Below are 26,658 nucleotides of genomic sequence, written 5' to 3'. Positions count from 1 at the left end.
TGCCCATGAAACTCGTTCTGAATCTGATCGCTGGCATCCTCGCCGGCCTCCTGCTCGGTCTCTATGCCCCCGAATGGGTCGCCCGCGTGCTGTTCACCGCCAAGACGGTAATAGGCCAGCTCATCACCTTCACCATCCCGCTCATCATCATGTTCTTCATCATGAGCGGCATCGCCAGCCTGCCGAAGAATTCCGGCAAGCTGCTCGGCAAGACGGTGGGGCTCTCCTACTGCTCCACCATACTGGCGGGTCTGTTCGCCTTCACCGTGGCGAGCCACCTGATCCCGCACCTGACCACGGCCGCCGAGCCCACCGCCGAGGCGGCCACCAAGCTCGCCTCCTACATCAACCTCGAGATCCCGCCGCTGTTCGGGGTGATGTCGGCGCTGGCCGCCGCCTTCGTGTTCGGCATCGGCATCAGCGCCACCCAGGCCACCGACCTGCGCCGGGTCGCCGATCAGGGCCGTGACATCATCGACCGCCTGCTGGCGAAGGTGATCATTCCCCTGCTCCCCTTCTACATCGCCGGCGTCTTCGTCGAGATGACGGTGGAAGGCACCGTCTTCGCCACCCTGAAAACCTTCGGCGTGGTGCTGGTGATGGCCATCCTGATGCACTGGATCTGGCTCTGCGTGCTGTTCGTCGGCACCGGCCTCGCCATGGGACGCTCCCCCGTCATGCTCATCAAGAACATGCTGCCCGCCTACTTCACCGCCCTTGGCACCATGTCCAGCGCCGCCACCATCCCGGTGGCCCTGCAGGCCAGCAAGAACAACGGCGTGAGCGACGGCATCGCCAACTTCACCGTCCCCCTGTGCGCCACCATCCACCTGTGCGGCTCCACCATCACCCTGGTCACCTGTGCCACCGCCGTCATGTTCCTCTCCGAACACCTGGCCATCCCGGGTTATGGCACCATGGTGCCCTTCATCATGATGCTGGGTGTCATCATGATCGCCGCCCCGGGCGCCCCGGGTGGCGGTGTCATGTCGGCTCTGGGTCTGCTCACCTCCATGCTGGGCTTCGGTGAGGCCTCCATCGCCCTGATGATCGCCCTCTACCTGGCCCAGGACAGCTTTGGCACCGCCTGCAACGTCACCGGTGACGGCGTCATCGCCCTCTGGGCAGACCGCTTCGCCCAGCGGGACGGTGCCGTGTCCGCCCTTGATCGCGAGGCGGCCTGACCGCGTTGTCGCGCCAATAAAAACGGGAGCCCAGGGCTCCCGTTTTTTATGGCTGATGGGTGCTCAACCGCGGCGGCGGATCACCCCTTCCTGCATGGTGCTCGCCACCAGCACGCCGTCGTGGGTGCCGCCGTCTTCATGCATCCGCAGCACGGCGACGGATCACCCCTTCCTGCATGGTGCTCGCCACCAGCACGCCGTCACGGGTGAAGAACTGACCGCGCACCAGGCCGCGTCCACCGCTGGCGCTCGGGCTGTCCACCACGTAGAGCAGCCAGTCATCCAGCCTAAAGTCGCGGTGGAACCACATGGAGTGGTCTATGGTGGCCACCTGCATGTCCGGCTCCCAGTACGACACCCCGTGGGGCTGCAGGGCGGCAAACAGGAAGTGGAAGTCGGAGGCATAGGCCAGCAGGTAGTTGTGGACCCGCTGATCGTCCGGCACCGGGCCGTTGGCCTTGAACCAGGTGTAGCGCAGGGGCTCGTGCACATCCGGGCGGATGGGGTCCACCAGGGTCACCGGGCGGATCTCGATGGGCTTCTCGCACAGGATCTTGTCCCGCAGGGCCGGGGGGATCATCTGCTCGTAGGGGCGCACCAGCTCCAGCTCGCTCTTGAGCTGCTCCGGGGGCGTGATGCCGCCCGGCATCCTGGCCTGGTGCTCGAAGCCCTCGGCCTCCACCTGGAAGGAGGCGTTGAGGTAGAAGATGGGTTTGCCGCCCTGGATGGCCTTGACCCGGCGGGTGGAGACGGTCTGGCCGTCGCGGATGTTCTCCACGTCGTAGACGATGGGCTTGTTGGCATCGCCGGGGCGCAGGAAGTAGGAATGGCAGCTGTGCACCTGGCGATCGGCGGCGACCGTCTGCTTGGCGGCTGACAAGGCCTGCCCCATCACCTGTCCGCCAAACACGGATCGCAATCCGAGATCCTGGCTCTGGCCCCGAAACAGGCCCTCCTCGATCTTCTCGAGCGCCAGCAACGCCAGCAGCTCATCCAGTACCTTGCTCATTGGTTTCTCCTGTATCAATGTCGCAGAGGCTAACAAGGAGTCCTGGTCGAGGCAACCATTGCCACGCCCTCAGTGGGTCGTTCCCCCCGTGATCAGCAGATCCCGCTCGTGATGCAGCGCTGCATCGAGGGCGACTTCCAACCCGTGCACTATCTGGCTCAGGCTCATCGAGGGCGTGCCCGCCGGATGGCGCGCCGCCTGCTCGGGCAGATAGGGAATGTGCAGGAAACCGCCCCGGCAGCCCGGCCTGTCCCGCTCAATCTCGTGCATCAGGCCGTAGAAGAGGTGGTTGCAGACATAGGTACCGGCACTGTGGGAGACGGCGGCGGGCAGGGCCGCCTCGCGCAGGGCCGCCACCATGGCCTTGATGGGCAGGGTGGTGAAATAGGCGGCGGGCCCCTCTGCCACTATGGGGCTGTCGATGGGCTGCGCCCCGGCGTTGTCCGGGATGCGGGCATCATCCAGATTGATGGCGATCCGCTCCAGACTGAGCTCGCTGCGCCCCCCTGCCTGGCCCACTGCCAGCACCAGCACCGGCTGGTGCTGCGCCAGCGCCGCCTTGAGTTCCGTCAGGGCCTGGCCGAAGGCACAGCTCAGCCGCACCGCCCGGATCTGATGGTCGCCACGGCGCTGGCCATCGAGTTGCCTCACGGCCTCCCAGGAGGGGTTGAGCGGCTCGCCGCCGAAGGGTTCGAATCCGGTCAGTAAAATGGTCTTCATGGCCATCTCCTTCTGTTTTTTCCCGGCGCGCGGCCAGCGGATGCCGGGAGGGATGAGGGCGGGCCCAGGCGGGCCGCCCTCATCTGACGACATCAACGAAACGCCAGGAAGTACATCAGCAGGATGTTGCAGACGAGCATCATGAGCGCGGTGGGGATCTGCACCAGGATGACCTGATACTTGTTGTCCAGCTCGAGCAGGGCGGCGGGCACTATGTTGAAGTTCGCCCCCATGGGGGTCATCAGGGTGCCGCAATAGCCCGACAGCATGCCGATGGCGACCACGGCGGCGGGGTTGCCATTAGCCCCCATGATGAGGAAGGGGATGGCGATCCCCGCCGTCATCACCGGGAAGGCCGCAAACGCATTGCCCATGATCATGGTGAACAGCGCCATGCCCACGCAGTAGATCACCACCATCAGGAACAGGTTGTCGGGGGTGACGAACAAGTCCACCACCGCCTTCACCGACTCCCCGGTCTGGGCGACCACGAAGACCCCGCCCAGCATGGCGAGCATCTGCGGCAGGATGGCGGCCCAGCCGATGGCATCCACCAGACGCCTCGACTCGCGCACCGCCTGCAAGGGGGTGCCGCCGGTCAGTTTCCAGCCCAGCAGCAGGGCCGCCAGGGTGCCGATGGCCAGGGAGGTCAGGGTGACGTTCTTCTGATCCAGCACGAAGTAATCCCCCAGGCTGGCATGGCCCAGCAGCAGGGTGCTGAGCACGGTCGCCACCGGGATCATGACCGCCGGCAGGAAGAGGCGGTTGCCCAGTTTGCCCGCAGACGCCTGCCGCTCGGCGTCGCTGCGCTGGGCGTAGCGTCCCATCGCGAGCTGGCCCGTGCCGGCCAGCAGGGCCATCAGGATCACCAGCCCCCCCACGATCCGGTAGGCAATCTGGCTGCCCAGCTGGCTGACCAGCAGATCGCCGAACAGGAAGATGGCGCCAAAGCAGAACCAGAACAGGGCCGTCGTGAGGCGCTTGGGGTTATGGCGGTCAGAGAGCGTCATGCCCACCAGCAGCATGACGACGAGGCCGATGAGGTAATAGATGTCGTTGATGGTGATCAGGCTGCTCATCATGCACGCTCCAGCACGGCTTGGTCGGGGGTCCCGGTTTGCTCGCTCGCCTGCCAGGCGGCAACGTCACGGGCGATGCTGGCATCCAGCAGGAGCAGGCGCCCCATGTGGATCAGCAGGGCGCACAAGGCGGTCGGTATGCCCCACAGGCCGATGTAGAGCGGTTCGATATCGGTGATCCCGTTCTCCTGCAGGAAGGCACTCATCAGCAGGACGGCCCCGAAGGCGAGGAAGACGTCCTCGCCGAAGAACACCGCCACGTTGTCACAGGCGGCCGAATGGGCGCGGATCTTGTCGCGAATCGGCTTGGGCAGATCCCCGTGGCGATGCACCGCAGCCCCCTCCGCCATGGGGGCGATCAGCGGACGCACCGTCTGGGCATGGCCCCCCAGGCTCAGCAAGCCCAGCATGGCCGTGCCCTGGCGCAGTACGAAATAGAGCATCAGGATGCGCGCCGAGGTCGCCTTGCGGATGCTGGCGATCCAGCTCTGGGCCCGCTCCTTGAGCCCGTACTGCTCCAGCAGGCCGATCACCGGCAGGATCAGGATAAAGGTGGCCAGCTGCCGGCTGTTGAGGAACTTCTCCCCGAAGGTTTCCAGCAGCGCGACCAGCGACATGCCACTCGCCAGGCCGGTCGCCAGTCCCGCCGCCGTCACCACCAGCAGCGGGTTGAACCTGAGCGCAAACCCCAGCACCACCACGGGGATCCCGATCAGGGGTAATAACAGACTTACATCCATATGAGCTTCTCCATTCCATGTGAAGGCCACGCGGCCTGAATTCACCTCTTCAATGAGGCCTTATCGATATACCGTTTGCGATCAGGGCCTCCCGCAGGCGCCGGGCGAAGGCGACGGCGTGGGCGCCATCCCCATGCAGGCAGATACTCTGGGGCACTAGTGCCAGTTGTTGCCCGTCCAGGGTCTCCACCTCTCCCCGCGTCACCAGACTCAGGGTCTGGCTCAACGCCTTCGCCTCGTCGTCGATGACGGCGCCGGGCTGGCCCCGCGGTGCCAGGGAGCCGTCGGCCAGATAGGCGCGATCGGCGAAGACCTCCGCGATGGAGGTCAGACCATGGCGCCGGGCGGCGGCGATCAGCTCGCTGCCCGCCAGCCCCATCAGCTTGAGGGAGGGATCCAGGCTGGCGACGGCACTGGCGATGGCGTCGGCCAGGGCCCCATCCCGGGCTGCCTGGTTGTAGAGCGCACCATGGGGCTTGACGTGGGCCAGTCGGCCACCGGCCGCCTTGGCCAGGGCGGCCAGGGCCCCCACCTGATAGATCACGTCGGCATAGACCTTGGCCGGCTCCCGCACCATGGGCGCCCGCCCGAAGTGTTCCCGATCCGGGAAGCTGGGGTGGGCGCCGATGGCAACCCCCTTGGCCAGCGCCAGCCGGACCGTCTCGGCCATCAGGGACGCATCCCCCGCGTGCCAGCCACAGGCGATGTTGGCCGAACTGACGAGATCCAGCAGCAGGGCATCCGAGTCGCAGCCCTCCCCGAGGTCTGCGTTGAGATCAATGTGTCTTTCCATAAGCCATCCATTCGAAACGATAGAGGTATTGCTGCCACTCGCGCCGCGCCGCCAGGGCCTGCTCCCGCGTCACGGGGGAGAAGCGCAGCCGCGACCCCGGCCGCGCCTGGGCCAGCTTCCAGAGATCCGCGTCGATGACGCAGCCGATGCGCGGGTAGCCACCCGTGGTCTGGCCATCGGCCAGCAGCACGATGGGTTGGCCGCCCGGGGGCACCTGGATGACGCCGGGCAGGACGCCGTGGGAGGCAAGCTCCCGGCTGTGGCTGCGCACCAGCACCGGTCCGTCGAGGCGAACGCCCATGCGGTTACTGGCGGGGTTGAGTCGCCACTCCCCTTGCCAGAGCGCCGCCACGGCGGTCGGTTCGAACTCGTCACATTCGGGTCCGGGCAAGATGCGCAGGCAGGCGTCCGACTCGCGCAACCAGGCGCCGAGGGGGCCGTCATGACTCAGCGGCGCCCCCAGGGGCAGGCGATCCCCGGCCTGCAGGGCTCGCCCCTGATGACCCCCGAAGCCGGCCTGCAACTCGGTGGCGCGCGATCCCATCACCTGGGCCACGGCCAGGCCCCCATCCAGCGCGAGGTAGGTGCGCATGCCATGGCGAGGGGCCGACAGGCGCAGGCGCTGGCCCCGGCGAACCCGCCAGCGCCAGCCGTGCCAGACAGCTTCACCGTCCAGGGTGGCGGCGCAGTCGGCACCGGTCAGCGCTAGCCAGCCATCGCGCAGCAGGCGGAATTCGGCCGCCCCCAGCACCAGCTCTATCCCCGCCGCTCCGGCGGGGTTGCCCACCAGGCGATTGGCCAGGATCAGCGCCTCCCTGTCGAGGGCGCCTCCCTGGGCGATGCCGAGATGGCGCACACCAGAACGGCCGAGATCCTGGACTGTGCTCTGAAGCCCGGGTCGGATGACCTCTAGCATGGGGCACCTCCCAGGGGGACGAAGCGCACCCGATCGCCGGGCAGCAGATAGGAAGGCTCGTCACGAGCCGGGTCGAACAGCGTCAGATCCGTGCGCCCGATGAGCTGCCAGCCCCCGGGGCTCGCCGCCGGGTAGATACCGGTCTGGGCCCCGCCAATGCCGACGCTGCCGGCGGGGACTCTCAGCCTGGGCTCCCTGCGCCGCGGCACGGCCAGCGCCTTCGCGAGCCCCCCCAGATAGGCGAAGCCGGGCTGGAAGCCGAGGAAGTAGACCCGGTAATCGCCGCCGCTGTGGCGCGCCACCAGCTCGGCTGGCGTCAGGCCGCAGTGGCGGGCGGCCTCCTCCAGATCGGGCCCCCATTCACCGCCGTAGTGCACCGGGATCTCCCGCTCCCGCGGCCGGTAGTCAAGCTCCTCCCCCTGGCGCCACAACTCGGTCAGCCAGCGCTCGAGACCGGCGGGGTCCATCACCTCGGGATCGAACACCAGGGTCAGGTTGTTCATCCCCGGCACTATCTCCTCCCACCGCTCGTCCCCTTCCCGCTCGCGCAGTCGCTGTGCCAGCCACCAGATCCGCCGCTGGCCGATCAGATCGGCCCCCAGGTCCGTCTCCAGCACCAGGGCCCGCTCTCCCAGCGGGTAGAGGCGACACTCACTCGATCCCATACAGCCCCCAACAACCAAAACATTTAATTAACATACAGCAAAAATATCAACAAAACATCGATAATTTATCTACAATAAGCCATCGTAGGAAACGCCAGCCGTCGTGTTGGCCTCTCATCAGGAAAAGGAGTCTCCATGACCAAGCCCCCCTCCATCGTCTCATCGGCCCACCTCGTCTCGGCTCAGGCTCCCGCCCTCTCGGAGCTGGAGTTCGGCCTGACCGTGCTCAACAACTCCTTCCACCGCTGGGTCGTGCGCTGCATGGGGGCCGCCGGGGAGAAGGGGCTGACCGCGCTGGAGGTGCTGCTCATCCACCACATCAATCACCGGGATCGCCCCAAGCGGCTCGCCGATATCTGCTTCGTGCTGAACATCGAGGACACCCATGTCGCCACCTATGCCCTGAAGAAGCTGGTGACCCTGGGTTATGCGGCGCGCACCAAGGTGGGCAAGGAGGTGCACTTCAGCACCACGCCGGCCGGGGCGGCCCTGTGCCACCAATACAGCGAGATCCGCGAACAGTGCCTGATCCAGGTGATAGTGGAAAGCGGGCTGGCGGGGGCGAACGCCTCGGCGGCGGAGATAGCGCAGCAGCTGCGGCTGTTTGCCAGCCTCTATGATCAGGCCTCTCGCGCCGCCGCCTCCCTGTAGTGGCGAAGGCCCAATAAAAAAAGAGCCTGCCCCTTGCGGGGCAGGCTCTTTCACAATGACGGCCGGAATTACTTGCTGCCGGTGCCGGAATTGCGGGTGGAGGAGGTCGGCTTGCGGCGGGCGGTGGTACTGCGGGCGCGCGGCTCCTTGCCCTGCATCTCCTTATGGCGCTTGACGGCGCGGCGGATCTGGGCGGCCTGCTTGTGGCGACCGGCCTTGCCATCCTGCTGCAGATCGACCTTGGACTCGGTTTCGTTGGGCAGGTTGACCAGGCCGCGCAGGTAGTTCACTTCGGGGAGTTTGAGCTCCTGCCAACCGCCGCGCGGGATGCCGCGATCCAGGGTGACATCGCCGTAGCGGATACGCATCAGGCGGCTCACCTGCACTTCCTGGGATTCCCACAGGCGGCGTACTTCCCGGTTGCGACCCTCGGTCAGGGTGACGTTGAACCACTGGTTCAGACCCTCGCCGCCAGCCGGCTTGATCTTGTTGAACTTGGCCATGCCGTCTTCCAGCTGCACGCCCTTGCGCAGGCGCTGCAGCATGGCTTCGGTGATCTCGCCAAAGACACGCACCGCGTATTCCCGCTCCACCTCGTGGCTCGGGTGCATCAGGCGGTTCGCCAGCTCGCCGTCGGTGGTGAACAGCAGCAGACCGGAGGTGTTGACGTCGAGACGACCGACCGCGATCCAGCGGGCGCCATCCATCTTCGGCAGACGATCAAACACGGTGGGACGCCCTTCCGGATCATGGCGGGTACACATCTCCCCTTCGGGCTTGTGGTACGCCAGCACGCGGCAGATCACTTCCTCTGCGGCGCGGGTCTTGACCTGGTGGCCATCCACCCGGATCACGGCGTTCACTTCGACGCGATCCCCCAGCGTGGCGACCTTGCCATCCACGCTGACCCGACCTGCGGTGATCAGGGCCTCCATCTCACGACGGGAGCCTTGACCCGCGCGGGCCAATACTTTTTGCAGTTTTTCACTCATCGGGGTTACCTGATTGTTGATCGCTCCCCGCCGACATCGCGGACAGCATGGATGTCTGTGAGGCCGCCTCGCGGGCATCCTCACCATGTTCATGCGCAAGACGGCCCGCGGCGGGCCGCCCATCGCCTCCCTCGTCCGGCATGAGCGACAAGGGATGGGGCAGTTCGGGATCCAGCTCGGGGAGCTGCTCCAGACTCTGCAGATTGAAATAGTCCAGAAATTCGCGGGTGGTGGCGAGCAGCTCGGGGCGACCCGCCACCTCCTTGTGTCCTATGCTGCGCACCCAGCCGCGCTCTTTCAAGGTGTTGACGATCTGGCTCGACACCGCCACCCCGCGGATGGCTTCTATCTCTGCCCGGGTGATGGGCTGACGATAGGCAATCAGGGTCAGGGTTTCCAACACGGCGCGGGAATAACGGGGCGCCCGCTCGCTCCACAGGCGAGACAGCTCCTCGGCATACTCCTGGCGGGCCTGGAAACGCCAGCCGGAGGCGACCTCCTTGAGCTCAACCCCCCGCGTCTCATAGTCTTTCTTGAGCTCCGCCAGCAGCAGCTGGACATAGCGGCCGGTGACCGGGTAATCCGCCAGCACGCTGCCCTTGAGCTCGCTGACATTGAGCGGTCGCCCGGCGACGAACAGGGCCGCCTCGATCAGGGTCTTCAGCCGTTCAGCGGGCAGCGCCACGACAGGCCTCCCGGGCTGTGCCCATGGCCGTCGGCGGCCGCTCAGTGTACATGCTCATGCGCCGTCTCCTGACTTGCCAGGGCAAAGTGGATGGGCCCCAGGGGCTCCGCCTGCAGGATCCAGATAAGCTGCTCCTTGCACAGCTCCAGCAGGGCCAGGAAGGTCACCAGTACCCCCATGCGCCCCTCCTCGGCCCGCAGCACCTGCTCCAGGCGCAGGGTCTGGCCCAGGGAGAGCATGGCGAGGATCTCCGCCATCCGTACCCGGGTCGGGATCTGCTCCCGGCGGATCTGGTGATGCTCAAAATGAGTCGCGCGTTTTACCACACTTTGCATGTAAAGGGCGAGCTCAACCAGTGAAACATCGGGGGCCAGCGGCTTCAGGGCACCAAAATCCGGCGGCAGGGCCGCGGCGACGAAGATCTCCCGCTCCACCCTCGGCAAGGCATTGACCCGCTCCGCCCCCAGCTTGTAGCGCTCGTACTCCTGCAGGCGGCGAATAAGGGTGACGCGAGGGTCTTCCCCCTCCTCCTCGTCCTCCAGCTCCGGGGCCTTGGGCAGCAGCAGGCGGGACTTGATCTCCGCGAGCCAGGCAGCCATCAGCAGGTACTCCGCCGCGAGCTCGAGGTTGAGCCCCTGCATCAGCTCCACGTACTCCATGTACTGGGCGGTGATCTGCAGGATGGGCAGGTTCAGGATGTCGAGCTGCTGGCGCCGGATGAGGTAGAGCAGCAGATCCAGCGGCCCCTCGAAGGTGTCGAGAAACACCTCCAGCGCGTCGGGGGGGATGAACAAATCCTGGGGCAGCTCGTGGTAGGGCTGCCCCAGCACAGTCGCGATGGGCGGGGGAAGGGCAGTTTCCCCGGTCGTGCCCGGTGCGCTCAGCGCCTCGGGCACGGGGTCGGCAAGATCACTCAAACGGCGTCGGATCCCCGGCACCGCGACGGCGCAGCACAGGCTCGTCGTCGGAGAAGTCCACGACCGTGGTGGGCTGCTCGCCGAGATAACCCCCGTTGACCACCAGATCGAGCTGCTTGCCGAGCTTGTCGGCGATCTCCTCGGGGTCGAACTCCGCCATCTCGGAGCCCGGCAGGATCAGCGTGGTGGAGAGCAGCGGCTCGCCGAGCGCCTCCAGCAATGCGAGCGCTATGTTGTTGGCCGGCACCCGGATGCCGATGGTCTTCTTCTTCTCGTTCATGAGGCGACGCGGCACCTCCTTGGTGGCCTTGAAGATGAAGGTGTAGGGGCCGGGGGTGTTGTTCTTGATCAGGCGAAACGCGCTGTTGTCCACCTTGGCGTAGGTGGAGATCTCCGAGAGATCCCGGCACACCAGGGTGAAGTCGTGGTTCGGGTCGATGCGGCGGATGCGGCAAATGCGCTCCAGCGCGTCCTTGTTGCCCATCTGGCAACCCAGGGCGTAACCGGAGTCGGTGGGATAGACGATGACGCCGCCACTTTGCAGAATTTGCACCGCCTGGCTGATGAGGCGAGCCTGGGGATTGTCCGGGTGTACGTAAAAATGCTGACTCATATGTTCTTCTCGCGATTGGGGCACGCTCGTTGCCCGCTTATGGTCAAGGGCCACCTGGCCCATGACACTACCTTAACCTGTTTGACGCAGACTCGCCCGCATCAAAGATGCTCTCTCGCCGGATGGCCCTCAGCGGCTGGCCAGCAGGCCCGCATGCTCCTCCGGGGTCAGCCCGAAATGGCCGGGGTGGCCGAGCCAGAGCGGCATCCCCTCCTTGGGGAGCCAGAGGTGGCGGCCGAGCTCGGTCCAGTTGGAGGGGAAGTGAAAATCGGACCCCACCGAAATATAGAGATCGTGCTCTTTGGCCCACTGGCCGAGGTTGGCCCGCTCCTGGGGGCTCTGCTGGGGCAGGGAGACCTCCATGGCGTCCCCCCCGGCGGCCTTGAAGGCCACCAGCAGCCGCTTGATCCACTTGGCGGTGAGATCGTAGCGGCTCGGGTGGGCCAGCACGGCAAGCCCACCGGCGCCGTGAATGGCGTCGATCGCCTCGCGCATCTCGGGCCACTCGGCCGGCACATACCCCTTGTTGCCCCGGCTCAGGTACTTCTTGAACACCTTCTGCATATTGTCGGCCACCCCGCGCGCTACCAGCACCCGGGCAAAGTGGGCCCGGGTCACGGCGGCGTCACAGGCCAATTGCTTGGCCTCTTCATAGGTGCCGGGGATGAGGCACTTCTCCAGACGGCGCCCGATCTCCTCGGCGCGCGCCTCTCGCCGGGCCCGCTGACCGGCCAGAAAGGCGGCCAGCTGCGGATTTTTTTCATCCACCCCGAGGGCCACGATGTGGATCTCGTGGTGCTCCCACCCGGTGGAGATCTCGACCCCGCTCACCAGTCGCAGCGGCAGTTGCTCGGCCGCGATGGTCTGACGCACCTCGTCAAGCCCGGCGAGGGTGTCGTGGTCAGTGACTGCTAACACTTCTACCCCCTTCTCGGCGGCGCGGCGCACCAGGTCGGCGGGGCTCAGCACCCCGTCGGAGGCGGTGGTATGGCAGTGAAGATCGAATCTCATCGGCGTGTTTCGCTCTTGTTCGGGACCTGCTCGGAAAAGAGAGGCAAAAAAGCGACTTGACTTGGCCGCGGCTTTATCGTTTTCTGTAGGCACTTCATTGCAAACATCTTTTTACAGGACTTTATCATGCAAGCGACTTCCATCCTGACCATCTGGTGGTGGCACACTCCCTGACATGCGGGCGTGTGGTCGTTGCTGTACCTGTAAAATGACAGCAAGTTAAGAACCCAAAGAAAAAGCCCGCTGACCCCAGCGGGCTTTTTTATTATCCGGCAAATGGACCTGTGATGAAACCGACAATTCAGACAAGCACCCTGACCTGGCGATGGCGGCCCTGAACCCACCACCCGGACCCGTTTAATTTTCAAGGCATTTTTTCAAGGTATTCAACGTCATGAACATCGGTAACACACATCACATGCAAGGGAAGGCACTATGACAGGCAACAGATCTCGTCTGCCCCTGGGCGAATTCGACACCATCCGGCTCAATGCCCCTTATGTGACAGATCCCCTGGCGCTCTACACCCGGCTCTGCCAGGACAGACCCAACAACCTGCTGCTCGAATCGGTGGAGATCGACTCCAAGGCAGGCACCCAGAGCCTGCTGCTGGTAGACGCCTGCCTGCGCATCGAATGCCGCGGCCGCACCGTGCGGGTGCGTCCCCTCGGCGACAATGGCACCGCGCTGCTGCGCCTGCTCGAGCAGCGCCTGCCCGCCGCCGTTGCCCAGACCCGGGTGGCGGACGAGCTGCACCTCGACTTCCCGGCCTCCGATCGGGAGCTCGACGAAGACAGCCGCCTCAAGGGCAGCAGCGTGCTGGACGTGCTGCGCACCCTGCAGCGGGAGCTCGAATGCCAGCTGGGCAAAGAGGCCCTCTTCATGGCGGGCAGCTTCGCCTACGACCTCATCGCCTCCTTCGAGGATCTGCCCGAGGTACCGGAGGGGAGCAACGACTGCCCTGACTACTGCTTCTATGTGGCCGAGACCCTGATCACCATCGATCACATCAAGCAGAGCACCCAGTTGCTGGCCTGCCTCTTCGGGGGTGAAGGGGATGAACAGCTGGACGCGCGCTACGCCCGCCTGACCGCCCGCCTCGAGTCCTTCAAGCAGGCCTGCCAGCAGCCGCAGTCAGCCCCCCAGACCACGGCGCCACTGACCGGCGCCCTGGCCGTCGACAAGGGGGACAAGCAGTTCTGCGCCGAAGTGGAGAAACTCAAGGGCTTCATCCGCCGCGGGGACATCTTCCAGGTGGTGCCGTCCCGCAGCTTCTCCCTCCCCTGCCCGGACCCCGTCGCCGCCTATCGCCGCCTCAAGCAGACCAACCCCAGCCCCTACATGTTCTACGTACAGGACGAGGGCTTCACCCTGTTTGGCGCCTCCCCCGAGAGTGCGGTGAAGTTCTGCGCCAACAGCCGCCAGGTGGAGATGTACCCCATCGCCGGAACCCGCCGCCGCGGCCTCAACCCGGACGGCAGCATCAACCTGGACCTGGACGGCCGCATCGAGCTGGAGCTGCGCCAGGACGAGAAGGAGGTGGCCGAACACCTGATGCTGGTGGATCTGGGTCGCAACGACATCGCCCGCATCTCCGAACCCGGCACCCGCTACGTCAAGGATCTGCTGAAGGTGGATCGCTACAGCCACGTGATGCACCTGGTCTCCCGGGTGGTGGGCACCCTGCGCGCCGATCTCGACGCCCTGCACGCCTACCAGGCCTGCATGAACATGGGCACCCTGACCGGCGCCCCCAAGCTGCGCGCCAGCGAGCTCATCCGCATGGTGGAAGGCAAGCGCCGCGGCAGCTACGGCGGCGCCGTGGGCTACCTCAACGGTGCCGGTGAGATGGATACCTGCATCGTCATCCGCTCCGCCTTCGTAAAAGAGGGGGTGGCCCATGTCCAGGCCGGGGCAGGCGTCGTCTATGACTCCAAACCCCAGGCCGAGGCGGACGAGACCCGCGCCAAGGCGGCGGCCGTGCTGGCCGCCATCGCTGCCAGCCATGGCACCTCCCTGCAAGCATTGAGCGCCCAGCAGGAGCAACACAAGGACGTGAGCCATGACTAACATCTTCCTGCTCGACAACTTCGATTCGTTTACCTACAACCTCGTCGACCAGTTCCGCACCCTGGGCTACCCGGTGCGCATCTACCGCAACAGCCTGCCGGCCAGCCGCATCATGCAGGAGATCGACGCCTGCGAGGGGGACGCCGTGCTGGTGCTCTCCCCGGGGCCGGGCGCCCCCCATGAGGCGGGCTGCCTCATCGACCTCATCAAGCTGGCCCGCGGCCGGGTGCCCATTCTCGGCATTTGTCTCGGTCATCAGGCCCTGTGCGAAGCCTACGGCGGCACCGTCGGGGCGGCAGGCGAAATCGTCCACGGCAAGCGCTCCCTCATCGAGCACAACGGCCACGGCGCCTTCGCCGGCCTGCCGAGCCCCTTGCCGGTGGCCCGCTACCACTCCCTGGTGGCCACCTATGTGCCACAAGAGCTGCAGGTGATTGCCCACTATCAGGGCATGCCCATGGCCATCGAGCAACGGGACGAGCGGGTGCTGGGCTTCCAGTTCCACCCGGAATCCATCATGACCAGCGAAGGGGCCCGCCTGCTGACCCAGGCCCTCGCCCACATCACCCGTCCAGAAAGCCACGTGCGGTAAGGAAGAGACCATGCATCAACATCTCAACACCCTCTATCAGGGTCAGTCTCTCACCCGCGACGCCGCCCGCGATGCCTTCGGCCAGGTGGTCCGTGGTGAAGTGGATCCCATCGTGCTCGCCAGCCTCCTGACCGCCCTCAAGATCAAGGGGGAGACTCCGGAGGAGATCGCCGGCGCCGCCGAGGCGCTGCTGGCCGAGGCCCGTGACTTCCCGCGCCCCGACTATGCCTTCTGCGACATCGTCGGCACCGGGGGCGACGGCCTCAACACCATCAACGTCTCCACCACCTCGGCCCTGGTGGCCGCCGCCTGCGGCCTGAAAGTGGCCAAGCACGGCAACCGCTCGGTCTCGAGCAAGTCGGGGTCGAGCGATCTGCTGGACAAGATGGGGATCAAGCTCGACATGAGCCCGGCCCAGGCGCGCCACTGCCTGGACGAGCTCGGCGTCTGCTTCCTGTTCGCCCCCCAGTACCACGCCGGGGTGCGCCACGCCATGCCGGTGCGCCAGGCCCTCAAGACCCGCACCCTGTTCAACGTGCTGGGGCCCCTTATCAATCCGGCCCGCCCCAGCTTCCAGCTGATGGGGGTCTATGCCCCCGAGCTGGTGCGCCCCATCGCCGAAACCCTGCTGGCACTCGGGCTGAAAACCGGTATGGTGGTGCACGGCGCCGGCCTCGACGAGATTGCCATCCACGGCCCGACCCAGGTGGCGGAGATCCGTGACGGCGAAATTCGCGAGTACTTGCTCACTCCGGCGGACTTTGGCCTCGAGACCTACCCGGTCAGCGCCATCCAGGGAGGGGAGCCTGAAGAGAACCGCGCCATCACCGCCGCCATCCTGGAAGGCCGTGGCACCCCGGCCCACAACGCCGCCATCGCCGCCAACGTGGCGCCGCTCCTGGTGATGGCGGGCAAGGCCCCGGACTTCAAGCAGGCTGCCGCCCAGGTGCTGGCGGTGCTGGCGAGCGGCAAGGCGGCGGCACTCGCCGCCCGGCTCGCCACCCTGAGCCATCAGGAGGCATGATGTCAGCCACCACCCAGGAGAGTCGCCCGCAAGGCACTCACGCAGAACGACCAAAGGGCAGTCACCCGCTTCGCAAGGATAACGAGATGTCAGACGTCATTGCTCCCCACGCCTTCCTGAACATGGCGTCCATCAGCCAGACCATCCTCGGCAAGATCGTGGCCGCCAAGCAGGCGTGGGTCGCCGCCCGCAAAGTGGCCCAGCCCCTGGAGAGCTTCCAGAGTGAACTGGTGCCCAGCGATCGGGACTTCGAGGGGGACCTGCGCAAAGGCTCCACCCGCTTCATTCTGGAGTGCAAGAAGGCCTCCCCCTCCAAGGGACTGATCCGCGACGACTTCAGCCCGGAGGCCATCGCCGACATCTACGGCAACTACGCCACCGCCATCTCTGTGCTGACGGACGAGAAGTTCTTCCAGGGGGATTTCGCCTTCCTGCCGCGGGTACGCAGCCGCGTCCAGCAACCGGTGCTCTGCAAGGATTTCATGATTGACCCCTATCAGGTCTATCTGGCCCGCCACTATCAGGCGGACGCCATCCTCTTAATGCTCTCCGTGCTCACCGACGAGGGGTATCGCGCCCTGTTCGCGGTGGCCAAAGAGCTCGGCCTCGGCGTGCTCACCGAAGTGAGCAATGAGGAGGAGCTGACTCGCGCCATCGCGCTCGGCGCCCCGGTGATTGGCATCAACAACCGGGATCTGCGCGACCTCAGCGTCGATCTCGCCCGCACCAAGCAGCTGGCCAAGGCAATCCCGGGGGATCGGGTGGTGATCAGTGAGTCCGGCATCAACCACCGCGCCCAGGTGGCGGATCTGCGCCACCACGCCAAGGGCTTCCTGGTGGGCTCGTCGCTCATGGCCGAGCCGGATCTGGAGGCTGCGGTGCGCAAGCTCGTGCTCGGCCAGAACAAGGTGTGCGGCCTGACCCGTCCCGAGGACGCCGCCGCTGCCCACCAGGCGGGGGCCGTGTTCGGCGGCCTGATCTTTGTGGCCAAGAGCCCGCGCTACGTGGACATCCCCGCCGCCCGCGCCGTGATGGCCGGGGCGCCGCTCTCCTATGTGGGGGTGTTTCGCAATGCCCAGCCCGCCACCATCGTCAAGACGGTGGAGGCGCTGGGGCTCGCCGCAGTGCAACTGCACGGTGATGAAGATGCCGCCTATGTCGAGGCACTGCGGGCGCTGCTGCCGGCAGGCTGCCAGATCTGGAAAGCGGTTGGAGTCACAAGTGGCCAGCCCCTGCCCGCCCTCGACTACCCGGCGGATCGCCTGCTGCTGGATACGAAAGTCGGCAGCCAGAGCGGCGGCACCGGTCAGGCGTTCGACTGGACTCTGCTGGCCGGGCTCGACAAGAGCAAACTGATGCTGGCAGGGGGGCTCAACCCCGACAACGCCCTTGAGGCCGCCCGGGTGGGCTGTGTGGGCCTTGATTTCAACTCCGGGGTGGAGAGCGCCCCGGGCCACAAGGATGCGCACAAGATAGCGGCCGCCTTTGCCGCCCTGCGCAACCTGTAACGCTACCCCTTTTTGATGTTTCGATTTAGCAAATACAAGGAAGAAGCCATGACCCTGCTCAACCCGTTTTTTGGTGAATTTGGCGGCATGTACGTGCCCCAGATCCTCATTCCCGCCCTGCTCCAGCTGGAGAAGGCCTTCGTTGACGCCAAGGATGATCCGGCCTTTATCGCCGAGTTCCAGGCGCTCCTGACCGAGTATGCCGGTCGCCCGACGCCGCTCACCCTCACCCGCAACCTGACCAAGGGCACCAAGACCCGCCTCTATCTGAAGCGGGAAGACCTGCTGCACGGCGGTGCCCACAAGACCAACCAGGTGCTGGGCCAGGCCCTGCTCGCCAAGCGCATGGGCAAGCACGAGATCATCGCCGAGACCGGCGCCGGTCAGCACGGTGTGGCGACTGCACTGGCCTGTGCCCTGCTCGGCCTCAAGTGCCGGGTCTACATGGGGGCCAAGGATTGCGAGCGCCAGAAGCCGAACGTCTTCCGCATGAAATTGATGGGCGCCACCGTCATTCCGGTGCACTCCGGCTCCGCCACCCTGAAAGATGCCTGCAACGAGGCGCTGCGCGACTGGGCTGCGAACTACGAGACCGCCCACTACCTGCTCGGCACCGCCGCCGGTCCTCACCCCTTCCCGACGATCGTGCGGGAGTTCCAGAAGATGATCGGAGAAGAGGCCAAGGCCCAGTGCTTCGAAAAAGAAGAGCGCCTGCCCGATGCGGTCATCGCCTGCGTCGGCGGCGGCTCGAACGCCATCGGCATGTTTGCGGACTTTATCGACAACCCTGAGGTGCGCCTTATCGGCGTCGAGCCGGGCGGTCACGGCATCGAGAGCGGCGAGCACGGCGCACCGCTCGGTCACGGCAGCAAGGGGGTCTTCTTTGGCATGCACTCCTACCTGATGCAGGACAGCCAGGGCCAGATCCAGGAGTCCTACTCCGTCTCGGCGGGGCTGGACTTCCCCTCCGTCGGCCCCCAGCACGCCCACCTGGCCGCCATCGGCCGCGCCGAGTACCCCTCGGTGACCGACAAGGAGGCGCTGGACGCCTTCCAGGAGCTGGCCAAATCCGAAGGGATCATCCCGGCGCTGGAGTCTTCCCATGCCCTGGCCCACGCCCTCAAGATGGCCCGCAGCGAACCGGAAAAAGAGCAGGTGCTCATCGTCAACCTCTCCGGCCGTGGCGACAAAGACATCTTCACCGTTGCCGACATTTTCGAGAAAGAAGGAACCTTGCCATGAACCGTTACGCACAACTCTTCTCCCGTCTGGACAAGGCCAATCAGGGCGCCTTTGTGCCGTTCGTGATGCTGGGTGACCCCACTCCCGAATTGTCCCTGGCCATCGTCGATGCGCTGGTCGAGGGGGGCGCCGACGCCCTCGAGCTCGGCATTCCCTTCTCCGATCCGGTGGCGGACGGCCCCACCATCCAGGGGGCGGCCCTGCGGGCCTTTGCCAGCCACACCACCCCGGACGACTGCTTCGGCCTGCTCGCCCGCATCCGCGCCAAGTATCCGGAGCTGCCCATTGGCCTGCTGGTCTACGCGAACCTGGTCTATGTGCGCCACATCGACGGCTTCTACGAGAAGTGCCAGCAGGCGGGGGTGGACTCCGTGCTGGTGGCCGACGTGCCGGTGCAGATGTGCGAGCCCTACAAGGCGGCCGCCGACAGGTTCGGCATCGACAGCATCTTTATCGCCCCGCCGAACGGCGACACCGAGACGCTCAAGGCCGTGGCCGAGCTTGGCTCAGGTTACACCTACCTGGTGAGCCGCGCCGGTGTGACCGGGGCCGAGACCAAGGCCGGCATGCCGGTGGATGGGCTGATCAACACCCTTCGTGAGTTCAACGCCCCCCCTGCCCTGCTCGGCTTTGGCATCAGCGAGCCGGCCCAGGTGCGTGACGCCATCAAGGCCGGTGCCGCCGGTGCCATCTCCGGCTCCGCCGTGGTGAAGATCATCGAGACCCACCACCACAACCCGGAGCATATGCTGACCCGCCTGAAAGAGTTTGTGGAAGGGATGAAGGCCGCGACCAATCGATAAGGCCGGACATGGGCTCTTCGGAACCCACACGCCGCCCATCACCGTATAAAAGGGAGCCTGACCGGCTCCCTTGTTTTTTCCCCGCCGCCAGGGCTGAACCAGGGGTCAGCAGGTCTCATCGCACCACGGCGCCGCTCTCGACGGCCAATGTGCAATGGCCCCTGCCTGTTTTTCGTCCATTCAGCTCCTGTCCATGATGCGCACCACGGGCTTGGCGATAATACGAGACTTTGCCACGCCAGCGCCGACATGGACGACGAAGAGGTCGGCCCTGACGGAGTAGACCTGCCCGCGCACCGGCCGCGATGCGACAGCCGGAGCCTCCCTGTTCGATACTCAAGTATCTGCGCAACCCTTGTTTCACAGAGAGAAAGAGGTGATGACCCATGGAGAGCACAAGATGGTGAACCCGAGCCAACACTCCACGGCCATCGCCCTGCTGGGGGAGCCGGTGGCTCGCCCGACCCATCCCCAGCCCGACTGGGCGAGCTGGGATCCGGCGGCGCACCCCGTGCTGCTGCTCAACCTGCCCGCCGACGAGCAGGACAGGGCCCTGCAGGCCCTGCGCCGTGATCCTGTCCGCTATCTGCATCCCGTCTTCTGCACAGAGCAGAGCCCCCTCTCCCCCATGTTGGCGGATGGTCTGCTGTCCCAGCTGGATGAGCGGCTGCCCGACATCCTGAAGCGCCTGGCCCTGCTGACGCCCCGGGAGCACCCCGACGGCATGGAGAAGCTGGCGTGGTACGGCTGGCCCCGCCCCCACTTTCGTCTGCTGCCGCGCTGGCAGGCCGGTTGCCGCCAGGGTTATCACTACCCCCTGCTCGACTGCCTGCTGGGGAGCGACGCCAGGGACGCCCTGCCGCAGCTGGTGGCCGAACACCTGCTGCAGAACGACCAGCTGGTCGATCGCGTGCGCCTGTGCAACGGCTGCCTCTCGTCCCACCTCAACTTCATCGACGTCTGCCCCGAGTGTTTCCACATCGCCATCCAGACCATCCCGGCGGTGCACTGCTTCACCTGCGGCCATGTGGATGATCAGGATGCCTTCATGGTGCAGGGCCAGCTGCGCTGCCCGAAGTGTGTCACCACCCTGCGCCATATCGGCGTGGACTACGACAGGCCCCTCGAGAAATTTCGCTGCCTCTCCTGCCACGCCCGCTTCATGGAGGCGGCGGTGCAGGCGCGCTGCCTCGAGTGCGGCCAGGCCCACAAGCCGGACGATCTGGTGGTCGCCAGCATCTTCGAATACCGCCTCGGCAAGCTGGCGCGCCATGTGGCTCGCGAAGGCACCCAGCAGCTGCACCTGCCCCTGACCTGGGGCACCCCCATGGCCATGGAGCACTTCCCCTGGCTGTTGCAGTGGAAAAACAGCCTGCTGCAGCGCCACGGCGGCCGGGACACCCTGCTGGCGATCCGCATCGAGCAGCTGGCCGAGCTGCGCGCCGAGGTGGGGCTGCTCAAGACCCAGCAGCGCCTCGCTGCCCTGATCACCCGGCTGCAGGCGCTGTTTCGCAACACCGACGTGGTCTGCCAGTACGCGGACGATCTGCTGTTGCTGCTGTTGCCGCACACCGACGAAGAGGGCTGGCACATCCTGGTGGAGCGGATCCACGCGCTCAATGACATCGAGGGGCTGGATGCCCTCGCCCTGACGGCACAGGTGCATCCCCTGCCGACCCAGCTGGGGGAGGACGCCAGCCTCTGGCTGAGCCGCTGGCTGGAGGAGCACCTCCATGCCTGAGTGGGTCAGCACGACGCACCACATAGTGCGGGAAATCCTGGGAGGCCTGCATATCTCCCCCAGGATGCTGCTGTTGCTGCTGCCCATGCTCCTGCTGCTGGAGGTGCCGCTGATGGCGCTGACCCTGACCGGCATCCTCAAGTGGTATGCCCGCCAGCAACCCAGGCCCTCCGCGCTTCCCCTGGCCAAGCGCTGCCCCAGGGTCTCCTGCATCATCACCTGCTACGCCGAGGGCGAGGCGATCCGCTCCACCATACTGACCCTCAAGGAGCAGCTCTATCGCGGCCACCTGGAGATCATCGCGGTGATCGACGGCGCCAAGGCCAATGTCCACACCTACCGGGCGGCCCTGAACTGTGTCGCCGAGTTCGAGGGCTGCAAGACGCGCACCCTGGTGCTCCTGCCCAAGTGGCAGCGCGGCGGCCGGGTCTCCACCCTCAACGCCGGGCTGTCGGCCGCCACCGGCGAGATAGTGATGAATGCCGATGGGGACACCTCCTTTGACAACAACATGATCGACGAGATCGTCGCCTGCTTTGACGACCCCGATGTCCCCGCGGTCGGGGGGGCGCTGCGGGTGCGCAACCTGAAGGACGGGGCGCTCACCCGGATGCAGGGGATCGAGTACATGATCTCCATGCAGGGGGGCAAGACGGGGCTGAGCGAGTGGAACCTCATCAACAACATCTCCGGGGCCTTCGGCGCCTTTCGCCGCGACTTCCTGCGCCAGATCGGCGGCTGGGACACCCACACCGCGGAGGATCTGGATCTCACGGTGCGGATCAAGCACTACCTCAAACGCCACCCCGGGCTGAAGATAGGCTTCGCCCCCAGGGCCATCGGCCACACGGATGCCCCGGCGGATCTGCGCACCCTGGCCAATCAGCGCCTGCGCTGGGACGGTGACCTGCTGTTCCTCTATCTGCGCAAGCACAAACTCTCCCTGACCCCCCGCATCCTGGGCTGGAAAACCTTCCTGTTCACCCTGATCTACGGGGTCGCCCAGAACGTGGTCCTGCCCCTGCTGGTGATGGGCTACAGCTGGTGGCTGGTGTTCAGCTTCCCGGGCCAGTTCGTGGCGGCCCTGATGATCTGCCTCTACCTGGTCTATCTCTTCCTCACCCTGGTCAACTTCCTGGTGTTTCTGCTGGCCATCTCGGAGCGCCCCCGGGCCGATCTGCGGCTGCTGCCCTGGCTGCTGCTCTACCCTGTCTACACCCTGGCTATGCGCCTCTGGTGTGCGGTGGCCCTGCTCAACGAGATATTCCGCCGCGGTCACGAAGAGAGCAGCATGGCACCCTGGTGGGTGCTGAAACGAGGAAACAAATTCTGATGAAAGTCACCTTCGATCCCCCCAAGAAGCAGGATGCCACCTCGGACGAGGGGGTCCGCGTCCTCTATGCCCCCGCCAGGCGCATCGCCTTTCGTGCGCGCTGGTATCTGATCCTGCTGGTGGCCTTCAGCCCCGTCATCATCCTGCTCGGCTATCTGGGGCGGGAGTGGTGGCTGACCCAGGCCCCCGCCATCATCACCACAGAGCCCCAGCTGGTGGTGGCGAACGGCGATGGCTTCGTGCGCAGCATCTACCTCTCCCCCGGGCAGCAAGTTTCCCAAGGAGACGCCCTGATGAAGTTCGAGTCGCCCACCCTTCTCGCCAACATCCGGGAGCGCCAGACTCGACTGGCCAGAATGGTGCTGGACAAGGAGGAGGCCGAGCGGGAGAGGCTGGGCAACCTGGACGTGCAGATAGAGATCGCCGAACGGGGTCGCCGCGAGCAGGAGGCGATCTACAACGAGTACGCCGGCTACCGGCAGGAGAAGCTGGTCTCCAGCGCCGAATATGCCAGCGCCCTGCTGAGCTGGACCCAGTCCCGCATCACCCTGCAAAAAGCCAGAGCCGAGAAGATGCAGCTCGAGCTGCAGATCCGGGAGGATCAGCTGACCGGCCCCCTCATCAGCGCACGCCAGCGCCTGGTGGAAGAGCTGACGGAGATGGAAGCCACCAGGCAACAGCAGCAACCGCTCTCCCCGACCACCGGCAGGGTATCCGACATCCTGGTGCAGGAGGGGGACTGGGTCTTCTCGGGGGCGCCGCTCGCGCTCATCTCCAAGCACATGGACCCTCTGGTCATCGCCTATGTGCAGCCCAAGTACCTCTCCACCATGACCCCCGGCCACCGGGCCACCATCAAGCTGCCGAGCGGGGAGCGCCTCGCGGCCCGGATCGCCAGGCCCGTGGAGCTGGCCGACAAGCTGCCCGCCCAGCTCGCCGCCCCCTTCGAGGGCGAGAAGGCGACCCTCAAGGTCGCCCTCTCCTTCGACGAGCCCCTGCCCGCCAACCTGCAGGTGGAGGGGTTGCCGGTCACTGTGTTGTTCGATTAGGGGCAGATCGCCCAGTGGCGATCCGGGCGGAGTTAATTCGAACTCCCAAACCTGCGGATCCCCTGATGGCGTAGCTTCGCCACGCAGGACGCAAGGGCGCCGTCCTCGACGGGGTGCCGCCCGCCTGACCCGCGATTTTCGACCGAATGCCCTAGTCTGCAGATGCTCCAGATGGTGTGGCTTCGCCATGCAGCCGTAGGTTCGAATAGCGAAGCGTATTCGGACGTTCGCGATCCGGGCGGAGTTAATCCGAACTCCCTAGCCTACGGATCCCATGATGGCGTGGCTTCGCCACGCAGGACGCGAGGGCGCTGCCCTCGACGGGGTTTCGCCCGCCCTTCGGGCGTGGGCGAGTGACTTTTCTTTGCGTGGCCAAAGAAAAGTCACCAAAAGAAAGGCCACCCCCGCTTATTCGCCCGACTAACGTCGGGTACCTTCGGCTCACCCTCTTGTCCAACGGCACGCGCCGATGGGCCGTCCATGACCCAGCGCCGCTCGCTCGGCATCCTGCCTCGCGGCCTGGACAAGAGGGCTCGCCTCAGCGAATAACAGGGGGATCAAAAACGTGCCAACCCGCAGCTCCCGCTTAGCCGCAGATATGCTACCTCTCCCCTTGGGAGAGGCCTGGGGTGAGGGGGATTCCGCACTATCTACCCCCTCCATACAGCCCATCCAAAACAGCTGTTGCTTACTAATTGATTGAACCAGCTCAGGTTTCTATCAACACCCTCTTCCCATGCTCCGATCAGAACACTTAAGATAGCCAAACAACAATCCAGCTCTCGGGAGAGCGCCATGACAGCAATGGTTGCTATCTCGCAGGTGAAAAGCAGCGGACTGGGAGCTGTAACTCAGGGGAAAGATTTGCGCTACGGAATAATTGAGCTCACGCAGGGCAACATCAACAACGATCATCTGTATCTCACCAGCATCATGGACCTCTTCCCCATCACTTCTGTGGGCGGCAGCTCAGAGGCTGATCGCGCCTCGCAACTGCTGGAGGTTCACTCCGGCATTGGCGCTCCCGTGCTGACTGACATTGCGGGGGATAAGAAGATTTTCCGTAGGCGCGCCTGGGTCGGGGAGTTCTTCGCTACACATCAACTAAAGGCGGGAGACTCAGTTGTAGTGGAGCGCACAGGAACCAACCGCTACCACGTCTACCCACGACGTGCGACTGATTTCTAACTATTCGTTCAAGCCGAAACCGCTTCGCGGTTCGGCTTAACTCAGGTGTTACAACCTTGATATTGGCCTTGGTGCCGAAGCTACCCGAAGAACAATAAAAACATGAGGAGTCCCGCCTTTCAGCGCAAGACCTTGTATCGCGAGGAGTGCGTCCCTGTGCCGGATCTGGCATGAGTCAGCAAACATATACGCCATCCCGCCGAGCCGGGTGAGCTGGCTCGCTACCGAGATGACGTTAAGCTCTATTGCCACATATTCAGAAGCCGGCGGCGCTGTTTCCCGAGCGGCAGCGGTAGCCGGACCTTGTCCACCCCCATGGGACGCAGCCCAGCCTTGAGCCCATAGCGGGCATTGCCTACAATGACCCACTTTTTATCACACTCAGGTCTATAAAATGAGCGACAACAAACCTGCACTGCCCGACCGTCTGGCCGCCAACCCGCGCAGCCCGCACTATGTGGCAGAGTGCTTCCAGCACGAGATCGGCATTCGCGTGAACGGCAAGGAGCGCACCAATGTCGAGGAGTACTGCATCAGCGAAGGTTGGGTGAAGATCCCCTCCCCCAAGGCCAAGGATCGCTACGGCAACCCCATGCTGATCACCGTCAAGGGCACCGTCGAGGCGTTTTACGCCTGAGCCTTGTCCCGGCCTGGCCGGGGTAGCTCCGCCTAGCAAGACACCGGCCTAGTGCCGGTGTCTTGCTTTTCAGCCTCCGGTAGCAGGCAGCGGCCGGGCTCCTTCCCGCGCCCAAGCCCCCTCGACATCCTCCCCGCTGCCATATAAAAAAGCCCCGTCCCGCCTTGCGGCGAGACGGGGCTTGTCGTTTCCTGGGCAGGCTGATAGGCCCTGTGGGCAACGCGCCTCTCGGCGCCCGATCATCCCTGCCTCTAGGATCACCCCAGGGTCGCGAAGATCCCCGCCAGGGTGGCGCTCATCAGGTTCGCCAGGGTGGCGGCCAGCACGGCCTTGAGGCCCAGGTTCGCCACGTCGTGGCGGCGCTCCGGTGCCAGGGTGCCGATGGCGCCAAGCTGGATGGCGATGGAGCCCAGGTTCGCGAAGCCGCACAGGGCGAAGGTGACGATGATCTGGGTGTGGGCGCTCAAGTTCTCCTTGATGCTGGCGAAGTCCAGATAGGCGACGAACTCGTTCATGATCACCTTCTGGCCAATCAAGGATCCCGCCGCCATCATCTCGCTCGCCGGCACGCCGATGAGCCAGGCCACGGGGGCAAACAGGTAGCCCAGCAGCAGCTGCAAGGAGAGCTCGGGCCAGCCCAGCCACTCACCGACCAGGGTGAAGCCGGCGTTCAGCATGGTGATGGCGCTGACAAACGCCAGCAAGATGGTGCCGATGGCCACGGCGATCTTCATCCCCCCCATGGCGCCGCCCGCCAGGGCGTCGATGGCGTTGCTGTAGTCGCTCTTGTCGAGGGCGATCTCGTCCTGCTCGCGCACCCGCTCCTGCTCCGGCACCAGGAGCTTGGCCATCAGCAGGCCCCCCGGCGCCGCCATAAAGGAGGCCGCAATCAGGTATTTAAGCTCTACGCCAAGACCGGCGTAGCCGCCCAGCACCGAGCCCGCCACCGAGGCCATGCCGCAGGTCATCACGGCGAAGAGCTCGGAGCGGGTCATGCCCGCCAGGAAGGGGCGGATCAGCAGGGGGGACTCCCCCTGGGAGAGGAAGATGTTGCCGGTGGCCACCAGGGACTCGGCACGGCTGGTGCCGAGCAGGCGGTGAATGCCGCCCCCCAGCACCCGGATCACCCACTGCATGATGCCGAAGTGGTAGAGCACGGCGATGAGCGCGCTGATGAAGATGACCAGCGGCAACACGCGCACCGCGAAGATGAAGCCGTTGCTGGCGAGATCGCCGAACACGAAGCGGATGCCGCTGTCGGCAAAGCCGAGCAGGGCGGAGACGCCGTTGCTCAAAGCGCCGAGCAGCACCTGACCGGGGGGGAAATAGAGCACCAGGGCGGCGAAGCCGGTTTGCAGGGCGAGCGCCCCGAGCACGGTGCGCCAACGAATGGCGCGGCGGTTTTCACTCGCCAGCCAGGCGATAAACATCAGGGCCAGCATACCGACCAGACTCAATAACAGTGTCATCTTGCACCTATGAAGAGAGGAGTTTCA

The 26,658-nt window shown here is 65.3% G+C and carries 26 protein-coding genes; 13 read left to right on the top strand and 13 right to left on the bottom strand.

The window, feature by feature from the left end; genetic code table 11:
• The first annotated feature begins 5 nt into the window (after positions 1-5).
• The gene (locus tag J9885_RS18425) at positions 6-1,184 is read left to right on the top strand and encodes a dicarboxylate/amino acid:cation symporter (protein WP_210550322.1); all 1,179 of its coding nucleotides are present in this window, start codon (positions 6-8) and stop codon (positions 1,182-1,184) included.
• A 136-nt stretch (positions 1,185-1,320) separates the two neighbouring features.
• Here J9885_RS18425 and tesB read toward each other — a convergent pair whose 3' ends face one another.
• The 7 genes from tesB to pxpB form a co-directional block, all read right to left on the bottom strand.
• The gene (gene tesB / locus J9885_RS18420) at positions 1,321-2,193 is read right to left on the bottom strand and encodes an acyl-CoA thioesterase II (protein ID WP_210550321.1); all 873 of its coding nucleotides are present in this window, start codon (positions 2,191-2,193) and stop codon (positions 1,321-1,323) included.
• A 69-nt stretch (positions 2,194-2,262) separates the two neighbouring features.
• On the bottom strand, positions 2,263-2,913 hold the full coding sequence (gene pcp, locus J9885_RS18415; protein ID WP_210550320.1) for a pyroglutamyl-peptidase I: 651 nt from the start codon (positions 2,911-2,913) through the stop codon (positions 2,263-2,265).
• Positions 2,914-3,005: 92 nt separating this feature from the next.
• Positions 3,006-3,995 carry a DUF979 domain-containing protein gene (locus tag J9885_RS18410; RefSeq protein WP_210550319.1) on the bottom strand — a complete coding sequence of 330 codons (990 nt, stop codon included), beginning with the start codon at positions 3,993-3,995 and terminating at the stop codon, positions 3,006-3,008.
• A complete protein-coding gene (locus J9885_RS18405) occupies positions 3,992-4,732 on the bottom strand; it encodes a DUF969 domain-containing protein (RefSeq protein ID WP_210538680.1) in 741 nt (246 codons plus the stop codon). Before J9885_RS18405 ends, J9885_RS18410 begins: the two co-directional genes overlap by 4 nt.
• A 49-nt stretch (positions 4,733-4,781) precedes the next feature.
• Positions 4,782-5,525 (bottom strand): 5-oxoprolinase subunit PxpA, encoded by a 744-nt coding sequence (pxpA, locus tag J9885_RS18400; RefSeq protein WP_210550318.1) that lies wholly within the window; start codon positions 5,523-5,525, stop codon positions 4,782-4,784.
• Complete coding sequence (locus J9885_RS18395) at positions 5,509-6,441, bottom strand: biotin-dependent carboxyltransferase family protein (protein ID WP_210550317.1); 933 nt, start codon at positions 6,439-6,441, stop codon at positions 5,509-5,511. Before J9885_RS18395 ends, pxpA begins: the two co-directional genes overlap by 17 nt.
• A complete protein-coding gene (gene pxpB, locus J9885_RS18390) occupies positions 6,435-7,106 on the bottom strand; it encodes a 5-oxoprolinase subunit PxpB (RefSeq protein ID WP_210550316.1) in 672 nt (223 codons plus the stop codon). The genes J9885_RS18395 and pxpB overlap by 7 nt, the downstream gene beginning before the upstream one ends.
• 135 nt (positions 7,107-7,241) lie before the next feature.
• Between pxpB and J9885_RS18385 the strand changes: the two genes are divergently transcribed.
• Positions 7,242-7,757: a winged helix DNA-binding protein gene (locus tag J9885_RS18385; protein ID WP_043759284.1), complete on the top strand. Its 516-nt coding sequence runs from the start codon at positions 7,242-7,244 to the stop codon at positions 7,755-7,757.
• A gap of 68 nt (positions 7,758-7,825) precedes the next feature.
• Here the strand turns inward: J9885_RS18385 and rluB are convergent, their stop codons facing one another.
• The 5 genes from rluB to J9885_RS18360 form a co-directional block, all read right to left on the bottom strand.
• On the bottom strand, positions 7,826-8,749 hold the full coding sequence (gene rluB / locus J9885_RS18380; protein ID WP_042074648.1) for a 23S rRNA pseudouridine(2605) synthase RluB: 924 nt from the start codon (positions 8,747-8,749) through the stop codon (positions 7,826-7,828).
• Positions 8,742-9,434 (bottom strand): SMC-Scp complex subunit ScpB, encoded by a 693-nt coding sequence (gene scpB / locus J9885_RS18375; protein ID WP_104453169.1) that lies wholly within the window; start codon positions 9,432-9,434, stop codon positions 8,742-8,744. Before scpB ends, rluB begins: the two co-directional genes overlap by 8 nt.
• A gap of 41 nt (positions 9,435-9,475) precedes the next feature.
• Positions 9,476-10,351 (bottom strand): ScpA family protein, encoded by an 876-nt coding sequence (locus J9885_RS18370; protein WP_210550315.1) that lies wholly within the window; start codon positions 10,349-10,351, stop codon positions 9,476-9,478.
• Positions 10,344-10,964: an L-threonylcarbamoyladenylate synthase gene (locus tag J9885_RS18365; protein WP_043759278.1), complete on the bottom strand. Its 621-nt coding sequence runs from the start codon at positions 10,962-10,964 to the stop codon at positions 10,344-10,346. The genes J9885_RS18370 and J9885_RS18365 overlap by 8 nt, the downstream gene beginning before the upstream one ends.
• A gap of 129 nt (positions 10,965-11,093) precedes the next feature.
• Positions 11,094-11,975: a PHP domain-containing protein gene (locus tag J9885_RS18360; protein ID WP_210550314.1), complete on the bottom strand. Its 882-nt coding sequence runs from the start codon at positions 11,973-11,975 to the stop codon at positions 11,094-11,096.
• A 435-nt stretch (positions 11,976-12,410) separates the two neighbouring features.
• On the opposite strand from J9885_RS18360, the gene J9885_RS18355 reads away from it, so the two are divergent.
• From J9885_RS18355 to J9885_RS18305, 11 genes are all read left to right on the top strand, one after another.
• A complete protein-coding gene (locus tag J9885_RS18355) occupies positions 12,411-14,045 on the top strand; it encodes an anthranilate synthase component 1 (RefSeq protein WP_210550313.1) in 1,635 nt (544 codons plus the stop codon).
• A complete protein-coding gene (locus tag J9885_RS18350) occupies positions 14,038-14,637 on the top strand; it encodes an aminodeoxychorismate/anthranilate synthase component II (RefSeq protein ID WP_010673698.1) in 600 nt (199 codons plus the stop codon). Before J9885_RS18355 ends, J9885_RS18350 begins: the two co-directional genes overlap by 8 nt.
• Positions 14,638-14,647: 10 nt before the next feature.
• Positions 14,648-15,661: an anthranilate phosphoribosyltransferase gene (gene trpD / locus J9885_RS18345; RefSeq protein WP_043759271.1), complete on the top strand. Its 1,014-nt coding sequence runs from the start codon at positions 14,648-14,650 to the stop codon at positions 15,659-15,661.
• Positions 15,661-17,169, top strand: coding sequence for a bifunctional indole-3-glycerol-phosphate synthase TrpC/phosphoribosylanthranilate isomerase TrpF (trpCF, locus tag J9885_RS18340; RefSeq protein ID WP_210550312.1), 1,509 nt, complete (start codon positions 15,661-15,663; stop codon positions 17,167-17,169). The genes trpD and trpCF overlap by 1 nt, the downstream gene beginning before the upstream one ends.
• A gap of 48 nt (positions 17,170-17,217) precedes the next feature.
• Positions 17,218-18,411 carry a tryptophan synthase subunit beta gene (trpB, locus tag J9885_RS18335; protein ID WP_210550311.1) on the top strand — a complete coding sequence of 398 codons (1,194 nt, stop codon included), beginning with the start codon at positions 17,218-17,220 and terminating at the stop codon, positions 18,409-18,411.
• Positions 18,408-19,214 (top strand): tryptophan synthase subunit alpha, encoded by an 807-nt coding sequence (trpA, locus tag J9885_RS18330; RefSeq protein ID WP_210550310.1) that lies wholly within the window; start codon positions 18,408-18,410, stop codon positions 19,212-19,214. Before trpB ends, trpA begins: the two co-directional genes overlap by 4 nt.
• 379 nt (positions 19,215-19,593) lie before the next feature.
• On the top strand, positions 19,594-20,955 hold the full coding sequence (locus tag J9885_RS18325) for a diguanylate cyclase (protein ID WP_246877031.1): 1,362 nt from the start codon (positions 19,594-19,596) through the stop codon (positions 20,953-20,955).
• Positions 20,948-22,288 (top strand): glycosyltransferase family 2 protein, encoded by a 1,341-nt coding sequence (locus J9885_RS18320; RefSeq protein WP_210550309.1) that lies wholly within the window; start codon positions 20,948-20,950, stop codon positions 22,286-22,288. Before J9885_RS18325 ends, J9885_RS18320 begins: the two co-directional genes overlap by 8 nt.
• Positions 22,288-23,337 (top strand): efflux RND transporter periplasmic adaptor subunit, encoded by a 1,050-nt coding sequence (locus tag J9885_RS18315; RefSeq protein WP_210550308.1) that lies wholly within the window; start codon positions 22,288-22,290, stop codon positions 23,335-23,337. The genes J9885_RS18320 and J9885_RS18315 overlap by 1 nt, the downstream gene beginning before the upstream one ends.
• 795 nt (positions 23,338-24,132) lie before the next feature.
• Entirely contained in the window at positions 24,133-24,525 is a 393-nt protein-coding gene (locus J9885_RS18310; RefSeq protein ID WP_210550307.1) for a hypothetical protein, read from the top strand.
• 394 nt (positions 24,526-24,919) lie between these two features.
• A complete protein-coding gene (locus J9885_RS18305; protein WP_043759253.1) occupies positions 24,920-25,162 on the top strand; it encodes a DUF3297 family protein in 243 nt (80 codons plus the stop codon).
• A 257-nt stretch (positions 25,163-25,419) separates the two neighbouring features.
• Here the strand turns inward: J9885_RS18305 and J9885_RS18300 are convergent, their stop codons facing one another.
• Positions 25,420-26,631, bottom strand: coding sequence for a NupC/NupG family nucleoside CNT transporter (locus J9885_RS18300; protein WP_210550306.1), 1,212 nt, complete (start codon positions 26,629-26,631; stop codon positions 25,420-25,422).
• Between the last annotated feature and the right edge of the window lie 27 nt (positions 26,632-26,658).

This window comes from Aeromonas sp. SrichE-2G, assembly GCF_017939565.1.
Taxonomy (GTDB): domain Bacteria; phylum Pseudomonadota; class Gammaproteobacteria; order Enterobacterales; family Aeromonadaceae; genus Aeromonas; species Aeromonas taiwanensis.
The sequence above is the reverse complement of the archived record's forward strand: the minus strand, read 5'-3'. Positions and strand labels throughout refer to the sequence as shown.